The 19180-nt window shown below is 70.9% G+C and carries 21 protein-coding genes; 12 read left to right on the top strand and 9 right to left on the bottom strand.

Annotated elements, in window-relative coordinates; translation table 11 throughout:
* Positions 1-5: 5 nt before the first annotated feature.
* Together CYL12_RS13930 and CYL12_RS13925 are read right to left on the bottom strand one after the other, a co-directional pair.
* Positions 6-1157: a sensor histidine kinase gene (locus tag CYL12_RS13930; RefSeq protein ID WP_233486901.1), complete on the bottom strand. Its 1152-nt coding sequence runs from the start codon at positions 1155-1157 to the stop codon at positions 6-8.
* Positions 1158-1159: 2 nt separating this feature from the next.
* Entirely contained in the window at positions 1160-1858 is a 699-nt protein-coding gene (locus CYL12_RS13925; RefSeq protein ID WP_101848112.1) for a response regulator transcription factor, read from the bottom strand.
* A 157-nt stretch (positions 1859-2015) separates the two neighbouring features.
* On the opposite strand from CYL12_RS13925, the gene CYL12_RS13920 reads away from it, so the two are divergent.
* Both CYL12_RS13920 and CYL12_RS13915 read left to right on the top strand, forming a co-directional pair.
* Positions 2016-2465, top strand: a complete 450-nt coding sequence (locus CYL12_RS13920) for a DM13 domain-containing protein (protein ID WP_101848111.1) — start codon at positions 2016-2018, stop codon at positions 2463-2465.
* Positions 2462-2938 (top strand): DoxX family protein, encoded by a 477-nt coding sequence (locus CYL12_RS13915; RefSeq protein ID WP_101848110.1) that lies wholly within the window; start codon positions 2462-2464, stop codon positions 2936-2938. Before CYL12_RS13920 ends, CYL12_RS13915 begins: the two co-directional genes overlap by 4 nt.
* Before the next feature lies 1 nt (position 2939).
* Here CYL12_RS13915 and CYL12_RS13910 read toward each other — a convergent pair whose 3' ends face one another.
* Positions 2940-3476 (bottom strand): DnaJ family domain-containing protein, encoded by a 537-nt coding sequence (locus tag CYL12_RS13910; protein ID WP_101848109.1) that lies wholly within the window; start codon positions 3474-3476, stop codon positions 2940-2942.
* A 93-nt stretch (positions 3477-3569) separates the two neighbouring features.
* Between CYL12_RS13910 and CYL12_RS13905 the strand changes: the two genes are divergently transcribed.
* On the top strand, positions 3570-4892 hold the full coding sequence (locus CYL12_RS13905) for an MATE family efflux transporter (RefSeq protein WP_101848108.1): 1323 nt from the start codon (positions 3570-3572) through the stop codon (positions 4890-4892).
* 85 nt (positions 4893-4977) lie between these two features.
* On the opposite strand, the gene CYL12_RS13900 is transcribed toward CYL12_RS13905, so the two are convergent.
* Positions 4978-5643, bottom strand: coding sequence for a TrmH family RNA methyltransferase (locus tag CYL12_RS13900; protein WP_101848107.1), 666 nt, complete (start codon positions 5641-5643; stop codon positions 4978-4980).
* A 104-nt stretch (positions 5644-5747) separates the two neighbouring features.
* Here CYL12_RS13900 and CYL12_RS13895 point away from each other — a divergent pair, with 104 nt between their 5' ends.
* The 6 genes from CYL12_RS13895 to CYL12_RS17345 all read left to right on the top strand — a co-directional run bounded on the left by CYL12_RS13895 (position 5748) and on the right by CYL12_RS17345 (position 9664).
* Positions 5748-7031 (top strand): Nramp family divalent metal transporter, encoded by a 1284-nt coding sequence (locus CYL12_RS13895; protein ID WP_101848106.1) that lies wholly within the window; start codon positions 5748-5750, stop codon positions 7029-7031.
* Between the two features lie 20 nt (positions 7032-7051).
* Positions 7052-7351 (top strand): hypothetical protein, encoded by a 300-nt coding sequence (locus CYL12_RS13890; protein ID WP_101848105.1) that lies wholly within the window; start codon positions 7052-7054, stop codon positions 7349-7351.
* A 44-nt stretch (positions 7352-7395) separates the two neighbouring features.
* Complete coding sequence (locus tag CYL12_RS13885; protein ID WP_101848104.1) at positions 7396-8028, top strand: metal-dependent transcriptional regulator; 633 nt, start codon at positions 7396-7398, stop codon at positions 8026-8028.
* Between the two features lie 94 nt (positions 8029-8122).
* Positions 8123-8932 (top strand): HAD-IIA family hydrolase, encoded by an 810-nt coding sequence (locus CYL12_RS13880; RefSeq protein ID WP_025104898.1) that lies wholly within the window; start codon positions 8123-8125, stop codon positions 8930-8932.
* A gap of 1 nt (position 8933) precedes the next feature.
* A complete protein-coding gene (locus tag CYL12_RS13875) occupies positions 8934-9503 on the top strand; it encodes a YdeI/OmpD-associated family protein (RefSeq protein WP_101848103.1) in 570 nt (189 codons plus the stop codon).
* On the top strand, positions 9500-9664 hold the full coding sequence (locus tag CYL12_RS17345) for a hypothetical protein (protein WP_168429049.1): 165 nt from the start codon (positions 9500-9502) through the stop codon (positions 9662-9664). The genes CYL12_RS13875 and CYL12_RS17345 overlap by 4 nt, the downstream gene beginning before the upstream one ends.
* 10 nt (positions 9665-9674) lie before the next feature.
* Here the strand turns inward: CYL12_RS17345 and CYL12_RS13870 are convergent, their stop codons facing one another.
* The gene (locus CYL12_RS13870) at positions 9675-10865 is read right to left on the bottom strand and encodes an anhydro-N-acetylmuramic acid kinase (RefSeq protein ID WP_101848102.1); all 1191 of its coding nucleotides are present in this window, start codon (positions 10863-10865) and stop codon (positions 9675-9677) included.
* 209 nt (positions 10866-11074) lie between these two features.
* Here CYL12_RS13870 and CYL12_RS13865 point away from each other — a divergent pair, with 209 nt between their 5' ends.
* Complete coding sequence (locus CYL12_RS13865; protein ID WP_101848101.1) at positions 11075-11476, top strand: hypothetical protein; 402 nt, start codon at positions 11075-11077, stop codon at positions 11474-11476.
* A gap of 7 nt (positions 11477-11483) precedes the next feature.
* Here the strand turns inward: CYL12_RS13865 and CYL12_RS13860 are convergent, their stop codons facing one another.
* On the bottom strand, positions 11484-12386 hold the full coding sequence (locus tag CYL12_RS13860) for an ROK family protein (RefSeq protein ID WP_101848100.1): 903 nt from the start codon (positions 12384-12386) through the stop codon (positions 11484-11486).
* A complete protein-coding gene (gene pyrE / locus CYL12_RS13855; protein ID WP_101848099.1) occupies positions 12383-12943 on the bottom strand; it encodes an orotate phosphoribosyltransferase in 561 nt (186 codons plus the stop codon). Before pyrE ends, CYL12_RS13860 begins: the two co-directional genes overlap by 4 nt.
* A 37-nt stretch (positions 12944-12980) precedes the next feature.
* On the opposite strand from pyrE, the gene CYL12_RS13850 reads away from it, so the two are divergent.
* Entirely contained in the window at positions 12981-13826 is an 846-nt protein-coding gene (locus tag CYL12_RS13850) for an exodeoxyribonuclease III (RefSeq protein ID WP_101848098.1), read from the top strand.
* A gap of 28 nt (positions 13827-13854) precedes the next feature.
* Positions 13855-14730: an HAD family hydrolase gene (locus tag CYL12_RS13845; RefSeq protein ID WP_101848097.1), complete on the top strand. Its 876-nt coding sequence runs from the start codon at positions 13855-13857 to the stop codon at positions 14728-14730.
* 1002 nt (positions 14731-15732) lie between these two features.
* On the opposite strand, the gene CYL12_RS13835 is transcribed toward CYL12_RS13845, so the two are convergent.
* Together CYL12_RS13835 and CYL12_RS13830 are read right to left on the bottom strand one after the other, a co-directional pair.
* A complete protein-coding gene (locus CYL12_RS13835) occupies positions 15733-16962 on the bottom strand; it encodes an MFS transporter (RefSeq protein WP_233486756.1) in 1230 nt (409 codons plus the stop codon).
* Between the two features lie 34 nt (positions 16963-16996).
* Complete coding sequence (locus CYL12_RS13830; protein WP_158297196.1) at positions 16997-19021, bottom strand: carboxypeptidase-like regulatory domain-containing protein; 2025 nt, start codon at positions 19019-19021, stop codon at positions 16997-16999.
* Positions 19022-19180: the final 159 nt, after the last annotated feature.

Below are 19180 nucleotides of genomic sequence, written 5' to 3'. Positions count from 1 at the left end.
CGGGTTCACGAGCGATGTGGTGCCCCCACCGGGAGCGAGACGTTCATGCGGAAGCCCGCGGCCGTCCGCTCGGCGAAGACGTCGCCGCCGTGCGCCCGGGCCAACCCCCGGGCGATGGACAGCCCGAGCCCGGCACCCGACGCGACCCCGTCATCATCGCCCGCCGCCGCCCGGGCTGCATCCTCGCGCCAGCCGACATCGAACATCCGATCCAGGTCCTCGACCGCCACACCCGCTCCCTGATCCAGCACCCCCAGGACGAGGCGGTCCCGATCGGCCATCGTCGCGGACACCACGATCTCCGTGCCCCGAGGGGCATGCCGGATGGCGTTCGTGAGCAGGTTCACGACGATCCTGCCGACCTGATGGGGGTCGGCCCAGAGCACCGGACCGGCGATCCCGCGCTCGACGATCCGGACGTCTCGTCGCGCTGCGGCGGCCGCGACGTCGGCCACCGCATCGGAGACGACATCCCGCAGGACCACCTGCTCGGTCTGCAGTTGCACCGCACCGGACGTGAGGCGGGACAGCTCGAAGAGGTCGTCGACCATCCGGCTCATCGTCTCGACCTGGCCCCGGACCTGAACGGCGAAACGCTCCGGCGCGACCGCCGCCCCGTCCTCCACCGCCTCAGCGAGCACCCGGACGGCGGTGAGCGGAGTGCGCAGGTCGTGGGAGATCCAGGCGAAGAAGCGCCGACGGGCGGAATCCAGCCGCACGAGCTCGGCCCTCGCCGCGTCCACCTCGGCCGACACCACCGCGAGTTGTGTCGAGAGCTCGGCGAGCTCACGAGAGGCGGCCGGCCCGTCCGGCGTGACGTCACTGCTTCCGAGTCGGCTCAGGGAGGCGGAGAAACGCACGGCCCAGGACCGCATCGTCCGGGCCAGCATCCACGCCATGCCGAGGCCGAGCACGAGCGATACGGCGATCACGGCGAGGAGGATCGTCAGGTCGTGGGTGGAGATGTACATCTCCAGGGCGATCGCCACCACGGCCCCTGCCATCGCGACCGCACCCGCACTCGCGACCACCATGAGCTGGACGCGGACCCCGCGCCGGCGGAGCGCACGCAGGAGCAGCACGGCGACGGCGGCGACGCCGACCGCGACGAGCAGACTCGTCAGGAGGATCTGCAGCAGGTCCCCACCGGAGAGCATCGTCACGTGACGCTCCCGCCCGCACGGAACCGGTAGCCGACACCCCACTCGGTGAGGAGATGGCGGGGGTCCTGCGGATCCTCCTCGATCTTCTCCCGCAGCCGCCGCACGTGGACCGTCACCGTCGACAGCTCGCCGACGGTCCAGCCCCAGACCTCGCGGAAGATCTCGTCTCGTCCCAGCGCACGGTCGTCATTGCGCACGAGGAAGACCAGCAGGTCGTACTCCCTGCCGGTCAGGGCGATCTCGCTTCCGCGCACCCACGCGCGCCGACGGAGCAGATCGATCGCGAAGGCGCCGGCCCTGAGCTCCCCGGACGCGGCCTGCGCGGCGTGCGAGCGGCGGACGAGGGCCGCGATCCGCAGGGACAGCTCCCGCATCGAGAACGGCTTGGCCAGGTAGTCGTCGACGCCGAACGCGAAGCCGTCGATGCGGTCCTCCACCTCGCCGAGGGCCGTGAGCATCATGATCGGGACATCCGACGCGGCGCGCAGCTCCCGACAGAGCTCGTCGCCGCTGACGCCCGGCAACATCCGGTCGACGATCACGACGTCGGGCACGGTCTCGCGCAGCGCCGTCCGCGCCGAGACGCCGTCGCCGAAGCTCGAGACCGCATAGCCGTGCGTGCGCAGATACTCCCCCACGGCCTCGCGCACCGTGGGGTCGTCCTCCACGACGGCGACCTTGACGACGCCTTCCATGCGGTCGAGGGTAGCCCCCGCGACCAGGGCGATCGTCGGATCCTTATGATTCCGAAAGGTCTTCCCCGTCGTGTTCCGCGGCTTCCTAGCGTGCTGTGCAGCACGTCCGCCCGGCACCTGTCGCGCGGACTCGTTTCGCACCGGACAGGAGATCCTCATGCGCAAGACCCTTCTCGCCACGACCGCCGCCGTCGGGCTCGCCCTCGCCCTCGCCGCCTGCAGCCCGCAGGACTCGGGCACTTCCTCTGCGCCGTCGTCTTCCTCCTCCCAGAGCACCACCGAGAGCTCGGCGAGCACGGACACCGCCGCGAGGACCGGGGACTTCGCCGGCCTGAACGGCAAGAACGTCGCCGGGACCGTCTCGGTCTCCGACGCCGAAGTGATGCTGTCGGAGTTCTCCTCGGACGAGGGACCCGATCTGCACGTGTACCTCGCGGACGGCACCGATGAAGCCGCGATCACCGCCGGCATGCTCGTCGACGCGGTCTCGTACGACACCGCTACGCAGACCTTCGCTCTCGACGGAGTGGAGGCCGGGGAGTACTCGCACGTCGTCATCTACTGCGACAAGGCGAAGGCCGTCTTCGGGGCAGCCGAGCTGTCATGATCGCGCCACGATCCGCTCGCCTCCTGATCGGCTCGCTGCTGGGGGCGGCCGCCCGGGTCGTGGTCGGGGTCCTGTGGCTGATCGAGGGCGTCCTCAAGTACCGGGCGGGCTTCGGGGCCGCTGACATCGAGCTCGTGGCGCAGAGCGCGCAGGGGAACACGAGGGTGCCGGCGTTCTTCGATCCGCTCGGCGCGGCGATGGCCTCGGCGTCTCCGTTCTTCGGGGTGGTGATCCCGGCGCTGGAGGTCGGCCTCGGCATCCTCCTCGTCGCGGGTGCGCTCACCCGAGCGGTCGCCTTCGTCTCGGCCGGGACCCTGGCGCTCTACTGGAGCGCGGATCAGCTGATCGCGCAGTACCCGGTCATGCTGGTGCTGTCCTCGACGGTGTTGCTGATCGTCACCGCCGGACGATTCGGGGTGGACGGCTGGCTGCGGGCGCGGCGGGCGCGCCCGGTGGAGGGACCGGAGGACTGAGTCATCCCCGGCGCCGACGACCGAGACGTCGGCGTCGGGATGGCGTCTCGGGCGGGGCGGGCCGTGTCGCCCGGCGCTGCGCCCATGCGGCGACCTCCGCTTCCACATCGCGCAACGGTGTCACGACGGGTGGTCCGCCCTGCAGCTGCCGGCGCGCCTCGCGCACGCGGCGGTTGAAGTCCTCGAGCACCTCGCGCACGTCGGACTCCCGACCGAGGAGGTCGAGCTGGCCGTCCAGCTCGCGGTCCTCGGTGCGCAGCAGGATGGCGGGAGGGCCGAGCCCGGTCAGCCCCTCCGTCTCGATCTTGCGGCGGATCCACCAGTCCGGATCGTGGTGGTCACCGAGCCCCTCGAGCGGCTTCCCGGCGCCCGGCAGGTCGTCGAAGTCGCCGCGACGGATGGCGACCTGGATCGCGGACTCGACGAAGGCGGCTCGGTCGACCGCCGCCGCGGACGGGGTGTCGCTGTCGTCCTCCGCACGACGGCCCTGCTGCTGGCGGGCGCGATAGCGCGCGGCCGCCTCACGGGGATCCGTCATGATGCGCCTCCGTCCGCTCGGAGCTCCTCCTTCACCCTACGTCCGGTCAGGGCCGCGGTCTCGGGTGTCGACGACAGGTCATAGGCTCGGAGGATGGCCGCCCGCACCTCCCTGAACCGCGAGATCCTGCGCCTGGCGGTCCCCGCCCTCGGAGCGCTCATCGCGGAGCCGGCCTTCCTCATCGTCGATGCCGCCCTCGTCGGCCACCTCGGCACCGTCCCCCTCGCCGGGCTCGGCATCGCCGGAGCCGTGCTGCAGACGATCGTCGGCCTCATGGTCTTCCTCGCGTACTCCACGACCCCGGCCGTTGCTCGACGGTTCGGGGCCGGGCGACCGGGCGAGGCGGTCTCGGTCGGGATCAACGGCATGTGGCTCGCGCTCGGCCTGGGGGCCGTGCTCGCCGTCGTCGGCGCCGTGTCCTCCCCTTGGCTCGTCTCCCTGTTCGGGGCGAGCCCCGAGGTCGCGGCCCAGGCGAACGAGTACCTCGTGATCTCGATGTGGGGGCTCCCCGCGATGCTCATCGTCTTCGCCGCCACCGGGCTCCTGCGCGGAATGCAGGACACCATGACGCCGCTGTGGATCGCGGGGCTCGGCTTCGGGGCGAACGCGCTGTTGAACTGGCTCTTCATCTACGGCCTCGGCTGGGGCATCGCCGGCTCCGCGGCGGGCACCGTGACGGCACAATGGGGCATGGTCGCGGCGTACGCGCTGGTGGTCCAGCGCCTCGCGACCCGGCACAGCGCCTCGTTGCGCGCCCAGCGGGACGGCCTGCGCCACACCGCGACCTCGGGCGGCTGGCTGTTCCTGCGCACGGTGAGCCTGCGCATCGCGCTGCTCGCAACCGTGGCCGTGGCGACGGGGATCGGCACGGAAGAGCTCGCCGGCTGGCAGATCGTGTTCACCATCTTCTCGGCGGCGGCGTTCGCCCTCGACGCGCTCGCGATCGCGGCGCAGGCGCTGATCGGCAAGGAGCTGGGCGCCGGGGATGAGGCGCAGGTACGCCGGGTGCTGGGGCGGACGGTCGCGTGGGGGGCGTGGTTCGGCGTGGTGGTCGGCGTCATCATCGCCGCCCTCTCCGGAGTGCTCGGCATCGTCTTCACCGGCGACCGGGCAGTGGCGGACGTGGTGCAGCCGGCTCTGATCGTGCTCGCGGTGGCGCAGCCCATCGCGGGTGTGGTGTTCGTGCTCGACGGCGTGCTGATGGGAGCGAACGACGCCCGGTACCTGGCGATCGCGGGAGGCCTGAACCTCGTGCCGTTCCTGCCTGCGCTGGCGATCATCGCTGCGACGGGGGTCGACGGCACCGCCGGCCTCGTGTGGCTCGCGGTCGCGTTCTTCGGCGTGTACCTGCTCGCACGGCTGGCGACGCTGGGATGGCGGGTACGCTCCGGGCGATGGCTCACCGCTTCGGTGTGACTCCTCCCCAGCCGACGAAATAGGGCGAGTTCTCCCCAAACGCTGGGCACAGCGGAATACAGCACCCCACGACCGACCATGCTGGTCACTCAGCGTGGCGTCGGCACCACTCGTACATGATGACCGCGGCGGCGGCACTCGCGTTGATCGAGCGGGTCGACCCGTACTGCGTGATCTCGATGTGACCCGAAGCGGTGTCCAGCGCCTCCGGTGACAGTCCCGGCCCCTCCTGGCCGAAGAGGAGGACGCAGGAGCGCGGCAGGTCGGCGTGGTTGACGGGTACGGCTCCGTCGACGTTGTCGATCGCGATGACGGGCAGCCCTTCCGCCTCAGCCCAGGCAGCGAAGCCGGCGATGTCCTCATGGTGCACGACGTGCTGGTAGCGGTCGGTGACCATGGCGCCTCGTTTGTTCCAGCGACGACGGCCGATGATGTGCACCGTGTCGGCGAGGAACGCGTTGGCGCTGCGCACGATGGAGCCGATGTTCATGTCGTGCTGCCAGTTCTCGATCGCCACATGGAAGGGATGACGCCGGATGTCGAGGTCGGCGACGATCGCCTCCATCCGCCAGTAGCGATAGCGATCGATCACGTTTCGGGTGTCGCCCTCGGCGAGGAGTTCCGGATCGTAGTGGTCTCCCTCAGGCCAGGCGGACGGTCCTCCCGGCCACGGTCCGACGCCGTATCCGGGCTGCGCCGGAGACCCACCGGGGGCGGGCGGGTCCGTGCTCTCGGGGCGCTGGGAATCCATCCCGCCAGGCTATCGCCGCGTCGACCGGCTTCCGAGCGGCGAGCGTGTCGCTGCAACCGCGATAGGAGATTTAGGCTCGCCGAAAAATACGCTACGGTTTCGGTGTGCCTAAAATTTCCGACGCCTCGCTGATCCCCGCTCGCACTGCTCCGCCGCGCCTGCTGTGGCTGCTCGGTCCTGCGCTGGTGGCGGGCGTCGCCTACCTCGATCCCGGCAACGTCGCCAGCAACATGACGGCGGGCGCACAGTACGGCTACCTGCTCGTGTGGGTGGTCGTCGCCGGCAACGTCATGGCCTGGCTGATCCAGTACCTGTCCGCGAAGCTCGGCGTCGTCACCGGCCAGAGCCTCCCGGAGGTGCTGGGCGGGCGGTTACGACGGCCGTGGGCCCGCCGCGCCTACTGGCTGCAGGCGGAACTGGTCGCGATGGCGACCGACCTGGCCGAGGTCATCGGCGGCGCCGTCGCCCTGAACCTGCTCTTCGGCGTCCCGCTGCTGTGGGGCGGCCTCATCACCGGCGCGGTGTCGATGGTCCTTCTCGCTGTGCAGAACCGTCGCGGCGCCCGGCCCTTCGAGTTCGTGATCATCGGCCTCATGTTCGTGATCACGATCGGCTTCATGGCCGGCCTGTTCCTCGCGCCGCCGGATCCGGCCGGCGTGGTGAGCGGCCTCGTGCCCCGCTTCGAGGACACGGGGTCCGTGCTCCTCGCCGCCTCGATCCTCGGCGCCACCATCATGCCGCACGCGATCTACGCGCACTCCTCTCTGGCCCGCGACCGGTTCGGCGCGACGAGCACCGAGACGACCGAGGAGGCCGCCCGCGTCGAGACCTCGCGGATCCGCCGCCTGCTCACGGCGACGCGCTGGGATGTGACGATCGCGATGGTCATCGCCGGCTCCGTGAACCTGGGCATCCTCCTGCTCGCTGCGGCGAACCTCGCGGGGGTGGCCGGCACCGACTCCCTGGAGGGTGCGCACGCCGCCCTCGCCTCAGGCCTCGGCCCGGTCGTGGCGACCTTCTTCGCCGTGGGGCTGCTGGCCTCGGGTCTCGCCTCGACCTCCGTCGGCGCATACGCGGGCGCCGAGATCATGCACGGCCTGCTGCATGTGCGCATTCCGCTGCTGGCCCGCCGCCTGGTGACGCTCATCCCCGCCCTCGTGATCCTCGGCATCGGGGTGGACCCCACGCTCGCCCTCGTCCTCAGCCAGGTCGTGCTGTCGTTCGGCATCCCGTTTGCGCTCATCCCGCTCGTCGCCCTCACCGCGCAGCGCCGCACCCTCGGAGTCTGGGCAAACCGGGTGTGGACGACGGTCGCCGGCATCGTGGCCTCGGTGCTCCTCATCGCCCTGAATGCGGCCCTGCTCTGGCTGGTGCTGACGGGGGCATGACGGCGGATAGGCTCGAAACCATGTCTGCCGCCTCCGCTCGCCGCACCGTCCGCCTCCTCACCTGGAGCGGCTTCGCGACCGGCGTCATCGGCGGTCTCCTCATCGCCTTCCCGAAGGTCATCGGCCCCGCCAGCCCCTGGGTCCAGCTCGCACTCGGCGTCGCCACGCTGATCCTCGCCTTCCGCGCCCGGAAGGTCGGCATCGCCGAGGTGGAGGGCTTCGACGGGCGTCTCTCGCTCGCCGCCGCCCTCCTGGGATTCCTCGTGCTCTTCTTCGCAGGGCAGGCGACCGTGATCCTGCTCGGCTCCGCGGGCGCCTGACCCCGGCCGTGAGGCCGGCCGACCCGTACGCGTAAGGTTGACGGGTGGCATCCCCGGCAGCTGACGACTACCTGAAGACCGTCTACGCGCATACCGAGTGGCAGGACGCGCCGATCACCCCCTCGGTCCTGGCGGCGAAGCTCGGCATCGCCCCGTCGTCGGTCACGGAGATGGTGAAGAAGCTCGCCGCCGCGGGACTCGTGTCGCACGTGCCCTATGGCGCGGTCCGGCTGACGGAGGCCGGCACCGCCCGCGCCCTCGCGATGGTCCGCCGCCACCGCCTCATCGAGACCTGGCTCGTGCAGGAGTTCGGGTACGGGTGGGACGAGGTGCACGACGAGGCCGAGGTCCTGGAGCACACCATCAGCGACCGGCTGCTCGAGGGCATCGACGAGCGCCTGGGACGGCCCCGCTTCGACCCACACGGCGACGCGATCCCCGACGCGGAGGGCCGCATCGAGCGGGAGCCCTTCGTGCTGCTCGCCGACGCCCCGGACGGACACACCGGCCGCGTGCTCCGCGTCGACGACCGCGACCCGGAACTGCTGCGGACCCTCGAGTCCCACGGGGTCGTCGTGGGGACGACCGTGACGGTGACCCCGTCCGGAATCGCCCTCGACGGCACCGAGCCGCCGTTGCCCGCCGCCGCCCGCAACGTGGTGTGGCTGTCGGCCTGACCCCCGTTCGAATCGCGCACTGTGCGGCGAAACGGCTCGGGATGGGGCCGATCAGGCGATTCGAAAGGAAAGGTGCGGCCTCTAGGCTGAGCACATGGCACACCGCGACGACATCGAATGCTGGCTCACCGACATGGACGGCGTGCTCGTCCATGAGAACGACGCCATCCCCGGGGCATCCGAACTCCTCGCCGGATGGGAGCGCAACGAGATCCCCTACCTCGTGCTCACGAACAACTCGATCTTCACAGCCCGGGACCTCTCGGCCCGCCTCCGCGCGAGCGGTCTGATCGTGCCGGAGGAGCGCATCTGGACCTCGGCCCTCGCGACCGCCGACTTCCTCGCGCAGCAGCTTCCCGGCGGCTCGGCCTTCGTCATCGGCGAGGCCGGCATCCTCACGGCGCTGCACGAGGCCGGCTTCATCATGACGGAGACGAACCCCGACTTCGTCGTCGTCGGCGAGACCCGCAACTACTCGTTCGAAGCGATCACCAAGGCCATCCGCCACATCATCAACGGCTCGCGCTTCATCGTGACGAATCCGGATGCCACCGGTCCGAGCGCCGACGGGGTGCTGCCGGCGACGGGCGCGATCGCCGCCCTCATCACCAAGGCCACCGGCAAGGAGCCCTACGTCGTCGGCAAGCCCAACCCGATGATGTTCCGCTCGGCCCTGAACAAGATCGGCGCGCACTCGAAGAAGACCGGCATGATCGGCGACCGGATGGACACGGACATCGTCGCCGGCATCGAGGCGGGTCTGCACACGGTGCTCGTGCTCACCGGCATCAGCGACCAGCGGATCATCGAGCAGTACCCCTTCCGTCCGGACGAGATCGTCGACTCGGTCGCCGACCTCCTGCCGACGATCACCGACTCGATCCCCACCCTCGACGAGGACTGACGTGGGCGCCCTCGACGATGGCGAGCGGGTCACGGCGGCGGACGCCGCGGCGTGGCGCGCCTGGCTCGAGGCGAACCACGAACGCACGGCCGGGGTGTGGCTGCTGAGCGTGCGCGGGCGATCCGCCACCGGCGTCGGCTACGAGGACGCCGTCCGGCAGGCGCTGTGCTTCGGGTGGATCGACGGTCCGGTGCGCACGTTCGACGACGAGACCGGCGGCCAGTGGTTCTCCCCCCGACGCCCGGGCAGCGGCTGGGCGGCGACGAACAAGGCGCGCATCGCGGAGCTGGAGGCGGCGGGGCTCCTCGCTCCGGCCGGCATCCGCGCGCTGGAGACGGCGAAGGCGAACGGTTCGTGGACCGTGCTCGACGGTCCCGAGGCCGGCATCGAGCCGCCGGAGCTCACCGCCGCCCTCGACGCGGTGCCGGCGGCGCGGGCGACCTGGGATGCGTTCCCGAAATCGGTGAAGAAGATGGGCCTCACGCACATCGCGATGGCCAAGCGTCCGGAGACCAAGGCCACCCGCATCGCGAAGATCGTGGCGGATGCGGCAGAAGGGAAGCGCCCATGAACCAGAGCGACCTGCTGTTCCTCGTCCTGATCCTCATCACGCTCACGTCGCTGACGGTCTTCGTCGTGCAGTTCGTGCGCTCCCGCCGCCGCGGCGGCGAGGATGACGGCCGCGCCGGCTGGTGGGAAGGCCCCTGGGACGACGACGACCGCCGGCGCTGAGTCCGCCGGCTCAGGACGCCGAGGCGTCCGTGAGGCTCAGTGAGTCGATGGCCGCGACCGATTCGGGCATCTGCAGCGGACCGACGCCCGGGGTGATCGTGCCGAGGATGCGCGGCTCGCGCGCACCGGTCCCGCCGGGAACGATGGCGGGGACGCCATGCAGGGTCGACCAGCCGATGAGAGCGAGGAGGATGGCCTCCTTGCTGTCGGCGGGAGCGCCGAGCTCGTCCGCCAGGACGACCTCGGTCTGCGGCAGCGCGGCCCGGAGCCCCTCCAGGAGCAGCGGGTTGCGGCAGCCGCCACCGGACACCGCGAGGAAGCCGATCCCGGCAGCCTCGACGTCGCGGGCGACCGTGCGGACCGTGAGCTCGGTGAGCGTGCGCACGACGTCGGCGACCGCGATCTCGCGTCCCTGCGCCGCGAGGTGCTCGTGCACGTAGGCGAGGTGGAAGTGCTCCTTACCCGTGCTCTTCGGCGGGGTGAGGGCGTAGTACGGGTCCGCGAGCATCGCGTCCAGCAGCGCCTCGTCGACCCGTCCGGTCCGGGCGATCGCCGCGTCGTCGTCATAGCCGAGCGGGTTGAGGTCGTGCGCGACGATGACCGCGTCGACCAGCGCGTTCGCGGGGCCGATGTCGTAGGCGATGAGGCCGTCCGGGCGGACGACGGTCATGTTCGAGATGCCGCCGAGGTTCAGCGCCGCCGAGACGCCGGCGCGACCGCGGAGCAGCAGCTCGTCGAGGAACGACACGAGCGGAGCGCCGTGGCCGCCCGCGGTGATGTCGCGGATGCGGATGTCGGCGACGACCGGTACACCGACCTTCTCAGCGATCCAGGCGGGTTGCCCGATCTGCAGGGTTCCGAGCGCGTGCGCGCCGTCGACCCAGTGGTACACGGTCTGGCCGTGCGAGCACACCGCGTCGACGCCGCCGACCTCCGCCGCGATGTCGGCCGCGACGTCGGCGAACGCCTGGCCGATGAGGGTGTCGAGTTCGGCCACCTCAGCCAGCGTGGTCTGCGCCGGGGGCAGCGCGGCGATGAGGCGCGCCCGCAGCTCGGCATCGTAGGGGACACTCGTGGACGCGAGCACCGTGCCCCGGAGGTCGACACCGTGCGCCGTGAAACCTCCGTTGGCGGTGAAGTCGACGACGGCAGCGTCGATCCCGTCGTGCGAGGTGCCGGAGATCAGTCCCAGGACGCGCATCTGTTTCCTTCCGGCGAGAGGTATGTATCAAAACTACATCAGCGGCACTTTGAATGTAACGGCGTTTCAGTCCTGCTGCGACCCTTCCTCCTCCTCCTCCACACTTCAGCGAAGTAGGTGACCTCTTCACAGATGCCGGAATTCCGACCGGCGCCCGCGCGGCGACGACGTATCGTCGAAGCCACACCCGCACCGAGGAAGGGAGCGCTGTGTCCGCGGACACCCTCACGATCATCGTCAGCGCGATCGGCGTCGTGCTCACCCTCGGCGCGAGCCTGTTCGCGGCGGGGGCCTGGATGATCCGCCGCATCGATGAGCGTCTCGGCACCGTCGACCACCGGCTCTCGGCCCGCATCGGCTCCGTCGAAGGAAGTCTCGGCGCCCGCATCGACTCCGTGGAGGAGAAACTCACCGCCCGCATCGACACCGTCGAAGAGAAACTCACCGCCCGCATCGACACCGTCGAAGAGAAACTCACCGCCCGCATCGACACCGTCGAAGAGAAACTCACCGCCCGCATCGATGCGGTGGCGGCGGACGTCACGGATCTGAAGATCGCCGTCGCCCGGCTGGAAGGGCCTCCGCGACACCTTTACGTCTCAGGGAGCTGAGCTCCCATCACCGCAGGACGAGGGCGGCGGCGCCGATCAATGGCCCCTCGTCACCCAGGCCCGAGCGGACGACGCGGGTGCGGCGCGAGTAGTCGTGCACCGCACTGGCGGTGAGCGCCTGCTGGACGAGGTCGATGTAGTCGGACGACACCCGCGAGAAGCCGCCGCCGATGGCGACGACATCGAGGTCGACGAGGGTCGCGGCATCCGCCAGCGCCTCCCCGACGGCGCGGGCCGACCGCTCGATCGCCGCACGGGCGACGGCGACACCGGCCGCCGCGTCACGGGCCAGGTCCTCTCCGGTCGCCCCGGACCAGCCTTGCTCCCTTGCCCAGGCGGCGCTGGCCGGCCCGGAGGCGATCTCCTCGAGAGTGAGCCCGCCCTCGCGGCGTACCTGGCCGAGGTGCCCGGCGTTGCCGCTGGCCCCGGGCACATACGCACCGCCCACGACGAAACCGCCGCCGACGCCGGTGGACACGACGATCGACAGCGAGGCTCCCGCCTCCTGCGTCGCCCCCAGCCACGACTCCGCGAGCGCGAGCGCGCCGCCGTCGTGACCCAGGACCGCCGGGACGTCCCGGCCGAGTGCGGTCGAGGCCGCACGGGCGACCGCGTCGACGAGGCCGAACCCCCGCGCGAGGGGCATGTTCACCGGCAGGATCTCACCGCGGGTCCGATCCACGGGACCCGCGCTGCCGATCCCGGCGCCGACGAGCTCCGCGTCGGCGGGGAGGGTGGAGAGCGCATGCCGGACGATCGCGTCGACCGCCGCCGTCAACGACGCGGACGTCGCCTCACGGCCGGTGGGCTGCCGGCTGCGGCTGCCGGGGACGAGCGTGCCGTCGTCGGCGACGAGGGCGGCCTCCATCTTCGTGCCGCCCACGTCGACGGCCAGCGCGTAGCGGGTCACTGCGGGTCGAGCCCGAGGTCGTCGAGGTCGAACGCCGCGCGCCACTCCAGTCCCTCGGCCTCGATGGCGGCCTGCGCGCCGGTCTTGCGGTCGACGATCACCGCGACCGCGACGACCTCCGCACCTTCCTTGCGCAGCGCCTCGACCGCCTTGAGCGCGGACTGCCCGGTGGTCGAGGTGTCCTCGAGCACGACGACGCGCTTGCCCTTGACGTCGGCGCCCTCGATCTGGCGACCGCGGCCGTGGTCCTTCGGCTCCTTCCGCACGACGAACGCGTCGAGGGGACGCTCGGTGTCGACCGAGGCATGCAGGACGGCGTTCGCGATGGGGTCGGCGCCGAGCGTCAGACCGCCGACGGCGACGATGTCGAGGTCGGCGATCAGGTCGCGCATGATGCGGCCGATCGCCGGGGCGGCGCGGTGGTCGAGGGTGAGCTTGCGCATGTCGACGTAGTACGTCGCCTTCTTGCCGCTGGAGAGGGTGAAGTCGCCGTGGAACACCGCCTCGTCCGTGATGAGGGCGAGGAGGGTCTGGCGGTCTGCGTCGAGTGCGGTCACGGCATCCAGTGTAGGAGGCACGCCCTAGGCTGGACGCATGCGCTTGGCCACCTGGAACGTCAACTCCATCCGCACCCGCGTCACCCGCACCGTCGAGTTCGCCGTCCGTGAAGACATCGACGTGCTCGCGATGCAGGAGGTGAAGTGCAAGCCGGAGCAGTTCCCGTATGCGCCCTTCGAGGAGGCCGGCTACCACGTCGAGGTGCACGGCCTCAATCAGTGGAACGGGGTCGCCATCGCCAGCCGGCTGCCCATCACGGACGTGCGCACCGCCTTCGACGGCATGCCAGGGTTCGCGAAGGGCCACGAGGGTCCCGACGCCCCGCAGGAGGCGCGCGCCCTGGGCGTCATGGTCGACGGCGTGCGCGTCTGGAGCCTGTACGTGCCCAACGGCCGCTCGCTCGACGACCCGCACTACGCCTACAAGCTGCACTGGCTCGAGCAGCTCAAGCGGTCCACCGCGGCCGAGCTGTCCGCGAACCCCGACCTTCCGCTCGCCCTCGTCGGCGACTTCAACATCATCCCGTTCGACCATGACAACGGCGATCCCGACATCGTGGTCGGCCGCTCCACCCACGTCTCCCCCGCCGAGCGCGACGCGTTCTTCGCGCTGGCCGACGCGGGCGTGACCGACGTCGTGCGCCCGCTGCTCCCGGAGGGCTACACCTACTGGGACTACCAGCGGCTGAAGTTCCCGCGCAACGAGGGCATCCGCATCGACTTCATCCTCGGGTCGAAGACGTTCGCGGATGCCGTCACCGGCGCGTCGATCCACCGCAACGAGCGCAAGGGCGAGCAGCCCAGCGACCACGTGCCCGTGGTGGTCGATCTGGACTTCGGCGGCGACGACGCCGACGACGACCTGCCGATGATCTTCTCCTGACCCTTCGACAGGCTCAGGGACCCATCGCATGGCAGGCTCAGTCCCTTCGACAGGCTCAGGGGCCCCTCCCGTGCGGCTGATCGCGACCGACCTCGACGGCACCCTGCTCGACAGCTCGTCCGCGGTGTCGCCGCGCACCCGAGCGGCGCTCGATGCCGCGCGGGACGCGGGCGTCGCGGTCGTGCCGGTCACGGCGCGTCAGCCGATCGGCCTTCGCGTGATCGCCGCCGACGCCGGATTCGACGGGTGGGCGCTGTGCGGCAACGGCGCGTACGCGACACATCTCACCGAGGGCCGCATGCTGTTCGCGGAGGAGCTACCGCCCGCGACGCTCCGCACTCTCGCCGACGCATTGCGCGCCAGCGTGCCCGGCCTGCTCTTCGCGAGCGTGCGAGAGGGCGGTGAGACGTTCGTGGCGCAGCACGGCTACGCGGCGATCGCGCAGCTGTCCGACCACAAGCGCGATCCCGCGACCATGGGCGGCGTCCCGCTGGACGAGGTGCTGGCCGCGCCGACGCTCAAGCTCGTGATCCGGCACCCCGAGCTCGCCCCCGCCGCACTCTTCGAGACCCTGCGGTCCCTCGGGCTCACCGGGTTCGAGGCCACGCTGTCCGGCGCCCCGTTCGTCGAGGTCATGGCGCAGGGCGTCACGAAGGCGACGGGACTCGCGCGCCTCTGCACGCATCTCGGCATCGATCGCTCCGACGTCGTGGCGTTCGGAGACGCCCTCAATGATGTCGAGATGCTCCGCTGGGCCGGTCGCGGCGTCGCCATGGCGCACGCGGAACCCGTCGTGCAGGAGGCAGCGGACGAGACCACCGCGACCAACGACGAAGACGGCGTGGCCCGCGTGATCGAGCGCCTGCTCGGCTATCGGCCTCTTGCCTCTCGGGCGGATACCTGACACATCGATTCGCCCGACACATCGATATTGCAGGCAAGCCACAGACGCCCAGAGTTTTCGCTTGTGAGTGTCCCCCGCACCGCACGCGTCGTCGCCCTATGTTTCCTCTCGTCGGAGACCGACGTGGGAGAAGCCTGGCTCTCCTCGGTGGGGTGTGTGCTGCCGCGATCGTCTTGGGAGGCGGCCCACTCGCTCACGTGGACGGGTGGTGGGAACCGACTGCGTCGCGAGACGGTTGCGCGTGCTCCACCGCTACCGCAGAAGGGCGCCGACGAGAGTGAAGATGCCGAAGCCGATGAAGAGTACCCCGACGATGAGCATCCTCATCGGCGTGCGCCCGGGCGGCATCGCATCATCAGCTAACGGCTCCCCGTACATCCTCTCCACGCCGTGATGGAAGATCTGGGAAACAGACCTGCGGAAGAGCATCAAGCCAAGCCCGATCACGATCAGTATCGGTCCGATCACTGACTCAGCAGACACGTGCAGTCCCGGAAGCGAAGCTCATAGGTGCTGCCATCGGATGACTGCTACCCCGCACACATGCCATGCCGCGGCGCTCCTCCGCCTCAATCCCGCGATGGGCTGAAGTCAACGAAGGTCTCACCACAGAACGGCTCGCGAAGCTCGGACCAGTCGGAGCCCGAGAACCGTCCTGCCCCGGGCAGGAAGACCGCTTCTCCGTCGACGCTACGAACGTGAAGTACACCGTCGTCGTCCACCTCCCAACGCGCATCGCCAGCATCTCCCTCGCTGGCGTCAGCGACACAGAGCCGGGCGTCAGCAGACGTCTCGATGTGCCCCAATGAGATTCCCGATAGTTGGGCAGTTCCGTCCTCGTAGAGCTCGATGGTTGTGTTGGCGGCATCCGGGACGTCTGGGTCCACCCCGCGCCCACTATTCCCCACAGGACAGTTTTCTTCACCTGCACGCGATCTCTCCACAGTGCTTCAGAATGAAGTTGTAGTACTGAGTACTGGATCGTATTGCACTCGGCGCTCTTCATGTCGCTCCAGAGTTCCGACCTTCGCCGTCGTGTCCGTTCGCCCGGTTCTGGTCCGGCCGCGCGTCGACGCGCGGCGGTCGCAGCCCGAGGAGAGCCAGGGCGCCTGCCCCCGCCGTGAGCGCCGCGATGACGCCGATCCCGACCGCCGGCACCGTCGCCGTCGCCACGGCCCCCGCGACGAGCGGGCCGCCCGCGTCGCCCAGTTCCCGGCCCAGCTCCGCACTGCCCATCGTGCGCCCCAAGCGTTCCGCGGGCGTCGATGCCGCCAGGTGCGAGAACGCCACCGGCGTCGCCAGGCCCACCCCGGCACCGACCAGCGCACCCGTAAGGCACAGCACGACAGGCGTCACCCACAGCGCCGAGAGCGCGACGCCGACGCCGATGAGAAGCAGCCCGCCGACCGCGCCGAGGCGGACGGAGAGCCGGCCCCGGTCGTGCGCCGATCCGACCAGCGGCTGCACGATGCTCGACACGACCGCCAGCACCGTGACGATCGCCATGCTGCCCACGGTGCCGAGTCCGGCCTCCCGGCCGAGCAGCGGGAGGAAGCCGACGGCCACGGCGAGCGCGCCGGTCGTGGCCGCCAGCACCAGCGTCGGCACGAGGAACCCCGGGGCGAGGAGCTCCCGGCCGAGGTCGACGAGGGTCACCCGTTTCCGGGGCAGCACGGGCACAGCCGGGACAGCGAGGAGGACCCATCCGGCCGCCATGAGCCCCAACACGGCCAGGGCCCAGAACAGCGCCGGGATCCCGCCCGCCACCACGAGCACCGCACCGAGCAGGGGGCCGAGCGCATATCCGAGACTCTTCCAGGAGCCGTAGCGGCCGAAGTACCGGCCACGCGACGCCTCGTCCGTCAACCGCGCCACCGCAGCGGATGACGCCGGGGAGAACGCCGAGGCCGCCGCCCCCTGGCCGAAGCGTGCGATCACGAGGCCGATCATTCCCGGGGCCACCGCTCCGACCACCGAGAACGCGGCGAAGGCCAGCAGCCCGCCGAGGATCACGGGACGCACCCCGACCCGGTCGCTGAGCGCCCCGAAGAGCGGCTTGAGCAGCACCTCGGCGAGGTCGTACAGCGCGAGCGTGAAGCCGAAGGCCAGCAGCGTCCAGCCGATGTCCTCGGTCTCGGCGCCGAGGGCCGCGGCGATGCCGTGCGCCCCGAACGCGGTGGTGAATCCGGCGAGATAGAGCGGTGCCAGGCGCGGGCGCGGCGAGGAGGTCACACTCGATCCTGGCAGACCCCGCTCGGCATCCCCCTCAGCCGTGCCGACGGCGGCGTCGGAGCAGTGCTCCTCCGCCGAGGAGGAGCCCGACCGCCACCATCAGCGCGAAGGACGGGAACTCGCCTCCGGTCGCGGCGAGGTTCTCCTCGGCCCGCGGCGGTGTCACGGCTTCGCCCGACGTGCCTCCCGAGGCGCCGGGGACGATGTCGAGCCGCACGCTCGCCACCACATTCCGCTGCGCGTCCAGCGCGACCACGGTGTGCGTTCCGGCCGGGAACCCCGCGGGAATGCGGAAGTCGTTCGAGAACGCCCCGTCGATACCCGCCACGGCCCGGCCGAGCTCGGCCGGCTCCGACCGGATCTCCAGCGTGACCGTCTCCCCGGGCGCGAAGCCCGCTCCCGAGATCGTCAGCACTTCCCCGGCGAGGATCGAGGCCTGCGAGAGGGTCAGCACGGGCGGCGCTGACGGTGCCGTGCACTCCGTCGACAGCATGACGTCCCGTCCCGACACGGTGGCTCCGGGCTCCACCCGGAAGGTGTCGGCCCCGAGGAGCGACTGTGCACCGCCGAAGTACCCGGTGCAGAAACCGGGCATCTCCACCCGCAGCGTGTAGACCCCCGCGGGCAGCGAACCACCGGGAGCCTCGGGATCCGCCCTCCCACCCAGAGTGAAACGCCCCTCCGTGTCGAGCGTCGCCACGTCCCGCCAGCCGGACGCTGTCCAGAGCAGAGCCGTGACCGTCGCCCCGGAGACCGCGGCACCGCCCGCGGTCGACACCGTCCCGTCGATAGCGCCGCCCGGCGCGAGGTCGAAGTCCACTCCCGCGCGATCGCCGCCCGCGGCGAGCGCGACAGGGGTCGCCTCGGCCCGGGTCGCGACGCCGTCGAAGAACTGCGGGGCGAAGATCATGTCGTACACGTTCGCCGTGGCCCGCACGACGTAGGTCCCGGCGGGGACGGCCAGGCGGTACGAGCCGTCGGGCTGCGTGTAGGCCATGCTGACGAGGGTGTCCCCGCTGTACGCCTCCACGATCGCGTCGCCGGACAGCGCGCCGGAGGTGCGCACCACACCGGTGATCATCCCGCTCGCGTCGAGAGTCGCATCGATGTCCGCGATGGCCTGCCCCGCGGCCACGGCGATCCTGGTCGCATCCTTCTCCTGCCGCGCATCCTTCCAGTACTCGGGGATGCCGCGTCCGCCGTTGGGAACGAACGCCACCGCATACTCCCCCGGCGGCACGGAAAGGGTGTATGACCCGTCCGGCGCGACGTCGGCCTGCGCCCAGGCTCCCGTCGCGTTGTCGGTGGCGGTGACCCACCCGGCCACGGGCGAGCCGTCGGTCGCCAACGTCACCGACCCCTGGATCACGCCGAGCTGGGCGAGGAGGGCATCCACTCCTCCACGGTCCTCTCCCGCGGTCACGCGAACGGTCGTCGCCTTGCGGTCTCCGTAGGCGTCGTCCCAGAACTCGCCGGCCAGCGTCGGCTCGGCGGGGTCGAAACGGACGCGATAATCGCCGGCAGGGAGACCGCCGATCCGATAGGTCCCGTCGGCGCCGGTCTGCGCGACATCCGACCGGGAGAAGTCGGCGGAGTCCACGTACACGGTCACGCCTTCGAGCGGCGAGCCGTCGGGCTCCCGCATCACGGAGCCGGCGATCGCCCCACCGAGCGTGAGGGCGGCATCGACACCGTCGACGGGTTCCCCCTCGGCGACGATGAGACGCTGCGCGGCCGCACGCGACGACGCATCGTCCCAGAACTCGGGGATGAAGTCCGTCCCGGAGGCGTCGAAGGCCACGACGTACTCCCCCGCCGGAAGGTCCGGCACGAGGTACGCGCCCGTGGCATCGGTCGTCGTGGACTCGAAGACCGACGCGTCGTCGGTCGACACCGAGACGGTGACGCCCGCGAGAGGCGAACCGTCCGCCTCCGCCGTCACCGTCCCCGCCAGCGATCCCCCTGACGCGGCATCGGCTGCGGTCGCGCCGCCCAGTGCGAGTGCGAGGGCCGCGGCCCCGCCCATGATCGACCGAAAGAACGCGCGTCGTCGCGCCATGTCCCCACCCTCCGGAGGAGGCCGGCGCAGCCCGGTGCTGTCGCGGTCGACCTCGAGCTCTGCCGATCCCGCGGCAACGCCTTCTCCGAAGGTAGACGATCGACGCATCGGAAAGGAATAGGCAGATCACAGGCAGCCGTCTCCGTCGCGCGGGGGATG

This window comes from Zhihengliuella sp. ISTPL4 (assembly GCF_002848265.1).
Lineage (GTDB): Bacteria > Actinomycetota > Actinomycetes > Actinomycetales > Microbacteriaceae > Microbacterium.
The sequence above is the reverse complement of the archived record's forward strand: the minus strand, read 5'-3'. Positions and strand labels throughout refer to the sequence as shown.

What these genes read in the sequence shown, in the direction of transcription:
- CYL12_RS13845 (WP_101848097.1), top strand. Translation starts at nt 13,855, where the DNA reads ATGGCAGGCTCAGTCCCTTCGACAGGCTCAGGGGCCCCTCCCGTGCGG.
- CYL12_RS13890 (WP_101848105.1), top strand. Translation starts at nt 7,052, where the DNA reads ATGTCTGCCGCCTCCGCTCGCCGCACCGTCCGCCTCCTCACCTGGAGC.
- CYL12_RS13880 (WP_025104898.1), top strand. Translation starts at nt 8,123, where the DNA reads ATGGCACACCGCGACGACATCGAATGCTGGCTCACCGACATGGACGGC.
- CYL12_RS13930 (WP_233486901.1), bottom strand. Translation starts at nt 1,157, where the DNA reads ATGCTCTCCGGTGGGGACCTGCTGCAGATCCTCCTGACGAGTCTGCTC.
- CYL12_RS13910 (WP_101848109.1), bottom strand. Translation starts at nt 3,476, where the DNA reads ATGACGGATCCCCGTGAGGCGGCCGCGCGCTATCGCGCCCGCCAGCAG.
- CYL12_RS13900 (WP_101848107.1), bottom strand. Translation starts at nt 5,643, where the DNA reads ATGGATTCCCAGCGCCCCGAGAGCACGGACCCGCCCGCCCCCGGTGGG.
- CYL12_RS13830 (WP_158297196.1), bottom strand. Translation starts at nt 19,021, where the DNA reads ATGGCGCGACGACGCGCGTTCTTTCGGTCGATCATGGGCGGGGCCGCG.
- CYL12_RS13870 (WP_101848102.1), bottom strand. Translation starts at nt 10,865, where the DNA reads ATGCGCGTCCTGGGACTGATCTCCGGCACCTCGCACGACGGGATCGAC.
- CYL12_RS13850 (WP_101848098.1), top strand. Translation starts at nt 12,981, where the DNA reads ATGCGCTTGGCCACCTGGAACGTCAACTCCATCCGCACCCGCGTCACC.
- CYL12_RS17345 (WP_168429049.1), top strand. Translation starts at nt 9,500, where the DNA reads ATGAACCAGAGCGACCTGCTGTTCCTCGTCCTGATCCTCATCACGCTC.
- CYL12_RS13915 (WP_101848110.1), top strand. Translation starts at nt 2,462, where the DNA reads ATGATCGCGCCACGATCCGCTCGCCTCCTGATCGGCTCGCTGCTGGGG.
- CYL12_RS13925 (WP_101848112.1), bottom strand. Translation starts at nt 1,858, where the DNA reads ATGGAAGGCGTCGTCAAGGTCGCCGTCGTGGAGGACGACCCCACGGTG.
- CYL12_RS13920 (WP_101848111.1), top strand. Translation starts at nt 2,016, where the DNA reads ATGCGCAAGACCCTTCTCGCCACGACCGCCGCCGTCGGGCTCGCCCTC.
- CYL12_RS13905 (WP_101848108.1), top strand. Translation starts at nt 3,570, where the DNA reads ATGGCCGCCCGCACCTCCCTGAACCGCGAGATCCTGCGCCTGGCGGTC.